The sequence below is a fragment of the Kaistella sp. genome, from assembly GCF_049588135.1.
Taxonomy (GTDB): domain Bacteria; phylum Bacteroidota; class Bacteroidia; order Flavobacteriales; family Weeksellaceae; genus Kaistella.
In genome coordinates this window covers 1-9,274 of the sequence record NZ_JBAVFG010000057.1, presented here as the reverse complement: position 1 = coordinate 9,274, position 9,274 = coordinate 1, and the positions used below count along the sequence as shown (strand labels likewise).

The following is a 9,274-nucleotide window of genomic DNA, read 5'->3' as shown; positions in this document are numbered from 1 at the left end:
CTGTAAATGAGATAATTGGATTTTATAAATGATGAATTTTATAACAAATAGAAAAGGATTTTAGATTAAAAGGAAAGTGTTTCGTTATTTTGATTTGGGCTGAGACTAGTTGGTTTTTCTAGAGATTTTAAGTTCTAGGTTTATCATGTCTTTGCAAAAAATGGGTTATTATTCTTTACTTTGAAGGAAAGACTTTACTTTTGTAGCGTGCAAACAGAAAAAATAATTTTAGGAATCGATCCAGGAACCACGATTATGGGTTTCGGACTTATCTCAGTGAAAGGAAGTAAAATCGAAATGATTTCTATGCACGAACTTATTTTGAAAAAGTATCCGAATCACGAGACGAAACTCAAATATATTTTTGAAAGAACTTTATCTTTAATTGATGAATTTCATCCAGATGAAGTTGCATTAGAAGCTCCATTTTTTGGGAAAAACGTACAGTCGATGTTGAAGCTCGGTCGTGCGCAAGGAGTTGCAATGGCAGCGTCACTTTATCGCGATGTTCCGATTACCGAATATTCTCCGAAAAAAATTAAAATGGCGATTACAGGAAACGGAAATGCAAGCAAAGAACAAGTTGCGGGAATGTTGAAAACGCTTTTGAATCTCAAAGAATTCCCCACAAAATACATGGATGCTTCCGATGGTTTGGCTGTTGCAGTTTGTCATCATTTCAATTCCGGTACTATTTCTCAAGATAAGTCTTACACAGGATGGGATAGTTTTCTGAAACAAAACCCAGATCGACTGAAGTAAGTTAACTTTCTAATTTTCAATGTTTTTATTTGTAAAATAATTTTACAAGAATTACACAAAAGATTTACTTGGTAAAGCCTAATACTATCTGTAACATTGTTGCGTTTTATAAGACTAATTCTTATTGATTAAATTTTAAATAAATGAATGCGCAAAAAATAAATCCCTTAAATCAAGCCAATCATTCAATGAACTGGTTTCAAAAATTCCTGATGGTTTGCTCGGGAAGTAATATTCATATTTTAAGAAAAACCCCGAGCGACTGGAATAAATTTTCTGGCATCGGCGGAATCGTTTTATTCACCGCAGTTTTTGCAACATTGTCAGCGGGGTATGCGATGTTTACCGTTTTCGATGATATCTGGATTTCGGTAGGTTTTGCGGTTTTATGGGGATTGATGATTTTCAATCTGGACCGATATATCGTTTCATCAATTAAAAAAACAGGATCATGGTGGAATCAGATTTTAATGGCAATTCCGAGATTAATTTTAGCGGCTTTCTTGGGAATCATTATTTCTAAACCTTTAGAATTAAAAATTTTCGAAAAAGAAGTCAACAAGCAATTAAATACCATTATTCAAAGAAATAAAACGCAACTTCAAACCGAAATGAATGGCAGGATTCTGCAGCAATCCGGACCTTTTGAAACAGAGAAAAAACAAATTCAAAGCAAAATCGCAGATTATCAAAAATCTTATGATTCGGCTGCAGTAGAATTAGAAAAGGAAATTCTCGGTAAGCAAAGTGGCTTAACCAGTGGAAAGGTAGGATTCGGATCTAATGCAAAACGTAAAGCAGAACTGAAAGAACAGCGCCGTTTGGATTTAGAAAATTACCAAAAACAAATTGCGCCACGATTAGAATATTTAGATAAAGAAGTTTCGAAAGTTTATACCAATATCGAAAAAGAAAGAGATAAAACTGAAACTTTCGAAGATCAGTTTAATGGATTTGCCGCTCGCTTGCAAGCGCTAGATGAACTCGGGAAAAACTCAGCAATTATCGGACTTGCAGCGGCTTTTATTATGGGACTTTTTATTACCTTAGAAATTTCACCGGTTCTGATCAAATTAATTTCATCGGTTGGTCCTTATGATCATCTTTTAGAAAAAACAGAGAATGATTTTAAACTCTATTCTAAAGAAAAAATTGAAAAAGGAAATGCTTTAACCAATTTTAGAGTTGATGATTTTAAAGATAAATTGGGAAAATAATTTCAAAAATAAATAAACATATAAAAACCTGCAAAATTTCTTTTGCAGGCTTGGATGGCTGATTTAGTGTTATTTTAATTCAGTCCATTTACTATTTTGGCAACGTCGTCCGAATTTACGATTCCTTCAACTTGACTTGTCATTTCGCCATTTTTATTGAAGACCGTAATAATGTTTGAGTGGGAGAAAACAATCGGTGAAATTTTCTTGTACTTCACAGCGAGAACATTCGCTAATTCACGTAAAGATTCTTTGTCGCTTCTAAGGAAAAGCCAAGGCTCGCCGTCCATATTGAGTTGTTTTGCGTAGGCTTTCAAAACTTCTGGCGTGTCATTATCTGGATCGATGGAAACCAAAACCATGGTTGTTTCTTTCTGTTTATTCTTGTCGATTTTCGATTCTATCTTTTGCATATCGGCGACTAGAATCGGGCAGGCTGTGGTACAACTTGTGAAAATCATTACGACAACTAAGTTTTTTCCTTTCAAATCTTTTAACTGAAGTTCTTTGCCATCTTGGTTTTGCCATTTAGAATTTAGGACAAAAATAGATCCTGCAGAAGTTTCTTTTTTTGCAGGTTGAACTTCTTGTTTTTGAGAACAGGAAAAAAGAAATAGGGTTGAAAATAAAGTTAAAATTAAATTTTTCATTTTATTGTATTTGAAGGATCTTTAGCACATCGGAAACCGAGATTCCCAACGGTGTAGTTTGCTTTTAAACTGGATCGGAATGCATATCGCATAAAGGATGCGTAATTCAAAACATCGGTGGTGCTCGTTGCAGCAGAAGCGCAGAACAAACCTTTGTCATCGTATTCTGCATTTCGAGAATCGTTGGTCGTCATGATGGAATTAAAATCATCCGTCCATTCCCAAACCAAATCGAACATATTGTAGATTCTCCAATAATTAGGTGCAGAGATTTTTACTTTGTTTTTTTGCCGATCTTTTTCATTATAAAGATTGATTAAATGGGCAGAGTAGGTTGGTTTATCTCTTGCGTTCGCACTTTCTTCATCCGCCATTGCCACGTATTCCCATTCATCTAAAGTTGGTAATCTTTTTCCTGCACTTTTTGCATAAGCTTTTGCAGCAAACCAAGAAACATAAGTTACGGCAGCATTTGGATCAGTATTTTTTGGAAGCGTTTCGTCATCTTGCCAATCTTTCAAATAGGTGTCATCTGTAAAAATTGCTTTGATATTACTTCGTTTCCACTGAGGATTCTTTTTTACAAAATCGAGAAACTCTGCGTTCGTGACAGGTCTTTCGTCTAATAAAAAATCGTCAACTTTGACCAAGGTGCTGTCTTCACCATAAAAGGGTTGGTATTCGCCACCTTTAATTAAAACCATTTTAACATCGGGAGTTATGGCGATTTCTTTTTCAGTTGTATTTGAGGATTCTTGAGTTGGTTTTGGTGTATTTGCTTTTTCACAGGAAACCATTAGAAAAAAGAAACCACCAATGAGCAAGAATATTTTTAAAATTTTGAGCATGGTGATTTCTTTAATGATAATTAATGAGAATAGGATTATTGTACTTTATTATAAACTTTAGGATTTTTCTCTCCTGTCACTTTCAAGATTCCAATTGCACCTTTATTGAATGCGCGGAAAATAGAGTGATCTACTAAGACGTAATCTCCCGGTTCTTCTACCTTAAATTCTACGATGGCTGCTCCACCTGCTGGAATCACCGTTGTTTGTACGTTTTCGTTAATCTTGCTTCCACCTTCCATATAAACTCGGTCGAAGATTTCACCAATCACGTGGAAAGAAGACACCAAGTTTGGTCCACCATTTCCTACAAATAATCGTACGGTTTCACCTACTTTCGCTTCTAAAGCGTGTTTCCCCATCAAAGCATTTTTCTTACCATTGAAGACTACATAAGTTGGTCTTTCATCAACACCTTTGTCTTGATCAAATTCCTGAAGTCCTTTCTCATCGGTTTTTCCTTTGGTATAGAATTCCCCTTGCATGATGTAATACTCGCGGTCAACTTTAGGTAATCCACCTGCTGGTTCTACTAAAATTAAACCATACATTCCGTTGGCAATATGCAATGGAACTGGCGCTGCGGCGCAATGGTAAACAAATAATCCAGGATTAAGTGCTTTGAAATTAAAGATTGCTTCTTTTCCTGGAGCCACGTTGGTTGCTTCTGCACCACCTCCTGGACCATTCACTGCGTGAAGATCGATGTTGTGTGGCATCACACTGTCGCTTCTGTTGGTTACATGAAGTTCAACTTCATCACCAACTCTGATTCTGATAAAAGTCCCTGGAACAGTACTGTTGAAAGTCCAAAATTTGTAAGTTACCCCATCGGCTAATTCACCAATTTCTTCGGTTGCTTCTAAACGCACGATTACTTTTTTGGCAGCACGATCACCAATTGGGGCTGGAACCATTGGCGGATTTACAATTGCTTGTGATTCAGTTTCGTTGCTTACTTTGATGTCTAGCGCATTTTCGGATTTTGCCGAGGGATTTTCTGAAGGATTTTGTTTACATGCCTGCAACGTTAAGAGGGCTAATGTAAAGCAGGTTACGATTCGTTTCATAGTTTGATTTTTTTATACTGTTTTTAATAGGACAAATTTATCTGAATTGAATTAGCTTTAAAAATTTTGAGGTATGAGTTTTATCAGATTAATAATTTTAGTAGTATTTCGATGTTTTATTTGATGGACTCCGCCATAATTATCCACTTGTCAATTGGTTTAATGTAAATTTAAGGATTATTAAATCAATTTTAAGAAAGTTTCAGAAGAAGTGGTTCTACAATTATTTTTTGTGAATAATATTTCGCTTCATAAATATTTGATTTTAGTGTATAGTTCCCTTTTTTGATGATGAATTGATTTTTATTGTTTCTTAAAATAGGGACGTTATAGATTTTTATTATTTGAAATTTCTATCAATCTCAATTATATCAAATTTGTCCTTGGTCGAAATTCAATAATCGGGTAAATTGTTTGGTTTGTTGACAATGATTGAGCTTATTATGTAGTTGCAGTTATGTTTATTGGTGTAAAGTGTTATCGTTTTGGTTGTTTCATATTTTTTTTTTACATTTGAATATAATATTAATTTTAAAAAAATAGTTATGAAAAAAATTCTATCTTTTGTACTCGTAGCAGGTATTGCAACAAGTGCTTTCTCACAGTCTTTGTGGACTGATAATTTTGAGTCCTACAATGTAGGTAATCTAGGAACGCAAGGTGGTTGGGGGCGAGATGGTGGTGGAGCCTCATCTTTCACGAAAGTGGCCAATATTGATGCTGCACACGGAAAATCTTTTCAGTTAGCAAGTAATGCGACTAACGATGGGGTTTGGGAATACCATGATACAAATTGGCTCTCTAAAAGCGATGATAATAATACTTTAGTTGTAGAATACGATTATTACACAGGAGTTGCAGGAAGTGGAGTCGGAATTGTTCAAATGTATGACGTAGATGCAGGTTATGAAATGCCATTTGAACTTGGTTGGGATCCAACAGCGGGATATATGTATGTAGCTAATGAAAATGATGGTGTAATTATAGATGAAAATCCAACTGCTAATACTTGGTATCATATCAAAGCATCTTATGATATGTTTACCGGTCAGGTTAAGGTGCAATTAAATAATACGGGGGAAGTTTTTGAATTCGACTCCATTCCTGGTTTACAGCCTACAGAATTTGATGTTTTACTTTACTCTGTTACAACAGCTGGATTTGATAATATCAAAGTAAGTGCAGTTAATGGAGATCCTTTCTTAGCTGTTACTGATATCAGCAATGTTAAAACAAAAGTTTCTGTATATCCTAACCCAGCAACAGATGTGATCAATGTAAAATCTGACAATAAAATTTCTTTAATTTCATTATTTGACATTTCAGGGAAGCTTGTAAAAACAACTGCAGAAAGTACAATGAATGTACAGGATCTTGCGAAAGGTTCTTATGTAGTTAGTGTTAAATATGCAGATGGAACAACAGAAACTAAAAAAGTTGTAAAAAAATAATTTTTAATTTCTGATTATAATTTAAGGGTTGCAAATTTTGTAACCCTTATTTTTTTTGTAGAAAACAGATTTATTTAAAACTCTGAAACGATTGACAATCAGAGTTTATCATTTTCAGAAAACACAATTACTTTTTATCTGTTTACGAATTTCCCTTAGGTATAACTTGATTTAGAATTCTTTTTCTTAGAGGGTTTCTGTCTCCAAATTAAATTTCGTTATTTATTGCAAGCTAAATCAATATATTGCAAACTTCGGTGCAATTGACCACCTTATTAAAGAGGAAGAAACCAAGAATTTATAAACTTAAAAAAATGCAGAAATTTTGAAGTTTCGATTAACTTGTTCTTGTTTTTTTTAGTAGCCTACAAGTAAAATCACTTATTTTTTCTTGTAAGTTTTTGTAGTTTAGAACTTTAAAGCATTGCGAATATGTTGGGAAGAATCCAGAAAAACTGCCAAAACTATTACGCTGAATGTTGGTGGATTTTTAACAGTCACACCATTGAACTGCTTTTGGAACAAATGGAAAACAACGGTTAAAAACTTCCCAAAGAGCTCGTTTATGATTGCAATAAAAGAGGAAGCCCGGAAATAAAGGGCGTAAAAATAGCCATTCCCAGCACCGCAAGAAAAACAGACAAGGCTTATTAAAAACAAGTAAAACGCAAAAAATTCAGAACAGAGTTGCAATCGAGTCTATTATTGGGCATTTAAAAACCGATTTCAGGCTGGCTCAAAATTATTTTTTTGGGGAGAAAATAGACTGCGAATCAATGTGTTATTATCAGCAACGGCTTGGAATCTGAAGACAATACTGAAGCGAAAAATTATTTTATTTTTTTATCAAATACAAATTATCCTATTTTCTAATTCTATTTTTAAAAATAAACACAAAGCTAGTGTAGTTAAAGAATGACCGTCTAAAATCGAATTTTTTAATTTCTTGGTTGCACTCTGCCGTCTTTTCTGTCGCCAGCTCTACCAATCGTGTAACCTGTTGCGCCACCCACAACACCACCAATCACAGCACCCAAACCACGATTTTTCTTACTGATAATTGCACCTGCAGCAGCCCCACCCACAGTTCCAATAATGGTTCCTTTCGCAGCTTTGCTCATTCCTTGTCTTTGCGCAGTTGCTTGATTGTTTCCTTGATAAGTACCTGCGTTTGATGCAGAAGAGTTTTCTCTTCTCGGAGTATTATTGACGTAAACTGTTTTGGTTTCTTTTATAACACGTGGTTTTGCTGCTACTGCTTGTTTTCTCTCCTCAATACTGTCAACTTTCTTTTGAGTTTCGTAAGCCATTTTTTCTTTTTCGATGGCTAATTTTTGCTGTTCAATTTCCAATTGTCTTTGCTGAAATTCTATTTTTTGTTGATCCAATGATTTTTCAACTACGGTATTGTCTTTCTTACATGCAGTTAAAGTCATTGCTGCAATTATTCCTGTTAAAAAAAGATTCTTAAAAAGAAAACTTGTTCTATTTATTTGAGTTGTTTTATGAGTTGATTTCATAATGATGAATTTTAATAGGATTTGAAAAATAAATTTGGAAGTAATTATTCTTGTAATACTCTTGCCAAAAAGAGAACCAATCTAGTGTTAATGAATTGTTAAAAATTTAATTATTGGTGTAATTGATTGGTTTATAGTATGAAACGTGGGCTTTAGTTATCTTATTTTTTTAATAGTAAAAATTAGTCCTCGGAAAAAATAATCTGAATTTTCGGAATCCATAAAAAGGAAACCTTTTACACTTTTTTCAGATAGTTGGAATTTGATTGGAATTATTCGTAAACAAAAAACCCTAAACTATTTGAAATCAATAGAATAGGGTTTGATGTGAGGTTCCTAGCGGATTCGAACCGCTGTAGATGGTGTTGCAGACCACTGCCTAGCCACTCGGCCAAAGAACCATTTGGGTTTGCAAATATAGGACTTTTTATTTTTTTGAGAAAATAATATTAAAGATTTTCTTTTATACCAAGACTTTCGATGTCATTTTGCATGTTTTGCGCAAGGTCAAAAGCTTTAACCCTAACCACCCGAGTGTTCGACCAGTTGTCGTGCCAGCCGCTATTTCCTAAAAATGAAAGCTGATCAAATGGAACTGCACGCGAGAAATTTCTTTTGAGTAAATCATCGGTTGTGAGGTCACTTCCATCGGTTTTTACCACTTTGGTTCCAGTGATTAATTTTCCTAAACTTCTTCCATTGCTAAATTTTTCAATTAAAAACATAATCAATCCATAAGCTAAAAGTGCTCCCACCCGATCAACTAAAGGATTGATATTGGTGATGTTATCGATTGCTTCTTCCATATCGGTTCCGGTAATAAAGTATTGTGCAAACACGAATAGGAATACCAAAACCCAAATGATGATGACTGAAAATCCAAAATCAATAATGTAATTGAGACAACGATATCCTTTATCTGCTTTATGTCTCTCCACAATTTGTAAAACTCTTGCCATATTTTGTTTATTTAATAATTATTTACTAAGTACATGATAAAAATTGCAAAACGGTGATATTTAATTTGTTAAATGGATTTAGCAAAATGTTATTCAAATAATTTAAACCATATTTGAAAACACTAAAGGCCCAATAAATTCCCTATCTGCCAACAAACAATCTATACCATCTGTCCCAAACCAGCAGATAAATTGCTTCACTAATTCAATCCTTTCTGCGGTGTTCGAATTGCCTTTTTTGTCCAGCATTTTAAACATGATTGGTACCTCATATTTTTATAACAAATTCCAAGCATCAGAATATTGATATTAGCATGTCCAAATTTCCAATTCGTTCTATCCATAACCAATACCAAATCTTCTTTCTTGGGCAATATGCTGAATATTCTAAGTGAGCTTTGCGCTTCTGTTGCATTATCAAGAACATTTGCCAAGGCGGTATAATTGACCGTTTTTATTTTGCACAAAGCCAAAATCATCATTGAGATGAATTTTAATCTGGCTTTGTTCATTTTCGTTTCAAAATTTTGTTCTAAAATTGAACTTAATTTTGTGATTTTATTGCCTTGACTGGTGTTCGTATGGTTAATAGAATGTATTGTGAACGCGTGTTAAGCTATTGGGTATCAGTTACTTATTTAAACCGTAAACAACCTAATTACTTGGTTTTTAGCAGGTTTTAATTTTTGTCATGTAAAAAAAATATCTTAAAAATTTGTAAATACTTTGAATAATCTTCACTAAAAAATAAACAGAGAATATAAAGATGGCTATCCAAATTGAAGAAAGTAGAATAT

The 9,274-nt window shown here is 33.9% G+C and carries 10 protein-coding genes and 1 tRNA gene; 3 read left to right on the top strand and 8 right to left on the bottom strand.

The window, feature by feature from the left end:
* Nucleotides 1-207: 207 nt before the first annotated feature.
* A complete protein-coding gene (gene ruvC / locus WBY99_RS03315) occupies nt 208-762 on the top strand; it encodes a crossover junction endodeoxyribonuclease RuvC (RefSeq protein WP_423974916.1) in 555 nt (184 codons plus the stop codon).
* Between the two features lie 188 nt (nt 763-950).
* Nucleotides 951-1,979: a DUF4407 domain-containing protein gene (locus tag WBY99_RS03310; RefSeq protein ID WP_423974915.1), complete on the top strand. Its 1,029-nt coding sequence runs from the start codon at nt 951-953 to the stop codon at nt 1,977-1,979.
* 74 nt (nt 1,980-2,053) lie between these two features.
* On the opposite strand, the gene WBY99_RS03305 is transcribed toward WBY99_RS03310, so the two are convergent.
* The 4 genes from WBY99_RS03305 to WBY99_RS03290 all read right to left on the bottom strand — a co-directional run bounded on the left by WBY99_RS03305 (nt 2,054) and on the right by WBY99_RS03290 (nt 4,882).
* Nucleotides 2,054-2,629, bottom strand: a complete 576-nt coding sequence (locus tag WBY99_RS03305; protein ID WP_423974914.1) for an SCO family protein — start codon at nt 2,627-2,629, stop codon at nt 2,054-2,056.
* Nucleotides 2,626-3,477 carry a formylglycine-generating enzyme family protein gene (locus WBY99_RS03300; RefSeq protein ID WP_423974913.1) on the bottom strand — a complete coding sequence of 284 codons (852 nt, stop codon included), beginning with the start codon at nt 3,475-3,477 and terminating at the stop codon, nt 2,626-2,628. The genes WBY99_RS03305 and WBY99_RS03300 overlap by 4 nt, the downstream gene beginning before the upstream one ends.
* A 35-nt stretch (nt 3,478-3,512) precedes the next feature.
* Nucleotides 3,513-4,547 (bottom strand): copper-containing nitrite reductase, encoded by a 1,035-nt coding sequence (gene nirK / locus WBY99_RS03295; protein WP_423974912.1) that lies wholly within the window; start codon nt 4,545-4,547, stop codon nt 3,513-3,515.
* Nucleotides 4,548-4,738: 191 nt separating this feature from the next.
* On the bottom strand, nt 4,739-4,882 hold the full coding sequence (locus tag WBY99_RS03290) for a DUF6759 domain-containing protein (RefSeq protein WP_423974917.1): 144 nt from the start codon (nt 4,880-4,882) through the stop codon (nt 4,739-4,741).
* A 210-nt stretch (nt 4,883-5,092) separates the two neighbouring features.
* Between WBY99_RS03290 and WBY99_RS03285 the strand changes: the two genes are divergently transcribed.
* Nucleotides 5,093-5,998 carry a T9SS type A sorting domain-containing protein gene (locus tag WBY99_RS03285; RefSeq protein WP_423974911.1) on the top strand — a complete coding sequence of 302 codons (906 nt, stop codon included), beginning with the start codon at nt 5,093-5,095 and terminating at the stop codon, nt 5,996-5,998.
* A gap of 938 nt (nt 5,999-6,936) precedes the next feature.
* On the opposite strand, the gene WBY99_RS03280 is transcribed toward WBY99_RS03285, so the two are convergent.
* From WBY99_RS03280 to WBY99_RS03265, 4 genes are all read right to left on the bottom strand, one after another.
* Nucleotides 6,937-7,518, bottom strand: a complete 582-nt coding sequence (locus WBY99_RS03280) for a YMGG-like glycine zipper-containing protein (RefSeq protein WP_423974910.1) — start codon at nt 7,516-7,518, stop codon at nt 6,937-6,939.
* 330 nt (nt 7,519-7,848) lie between these two features.
* A tRNA-Cys gene (locus WBY99_RS03275) sits at nt 7,849-7,919 on the bottom strand.
* A 48-nt stretch (nt 7,920-7,967) separates the two neighbouring features.
* Nucleotides 7,968-8,477: an RDD family protein gene (locus WBY99_RS03270; protein ID WP_423974909.1), complete on the bottom strand. Its 510-nt coding sequence runs from the start codon at nt 8,475-8,477 to the stop codon at nt 7,968-7,970.
* Between the two features lie 200 nt (nt 8,478-8,677).
* Nucleotides 8,678-8,989, bottom strand: a complete 312-nt coding sequence (locus WBY99_RS03265) for a hypothetical protein (RefSeq protein WP_423974908.1) — start codon at nt 8,987-8,989, stop codon at nt 8,678-8,680.
* Nucleotides 8,990-9,274: the final 285 nt, after the last annotated feature.